The organism is Variovorax sp. WDL1 (genome assembly GCF_001541225.1).
Lineage (GTDB): Bacteria > Pseudomonadota > Gammaproteobacteria > Burkholderiales > Burkholderiaceae_C > Variovorax.
This window is the reverse complement of record NZ_LMTS01000106.1, coordinates 1-285: the sequence shown is the minus strand read 5'-3', so window position 1 is coordinate 285 and position 285 is coordinate 1. Positions and strand designations below refer to the sequence as shown.

1 protein-coding gene is annotated in these 285 nt (G+C 64.6%); it reads left to right on the top strand.

What is annotated here, in order from left to right; translation table 11 throughout:
- Positions 1-285: IS66 family transposase (locus APY03_RS15140; protein WP_157103408.1), on the top strand; the 285-nt coding region annotated here is incomplete at both ends.

Genomic DNA, 285 nt, shown 5'->3' with positions numbered 1-285 from the left:
ACGAACTCTGGGCCAATCAAGGCAGCCAGGTTGGCGAGCAGGCGCTGAAGTTCTTCGGCGAGCTCTACGCCATCGAGCGCGAGGTTGCTGAGTTGATGCCGGACGAGCGAAGGCGAATACGACAGGAGAGATCGCGCAAGGTGGCCGATGCGATGCATCAATGGCTCTCGGGGCAACGCCCGAGAGTGCCGGATGGCTCGGCCACGGCCAAGGCGCTCGACTACAGCCTGAAGCGCTGGCAGGCGCTCACGCGCTACATCGACGACGGCGATCTGCCGGCGGACA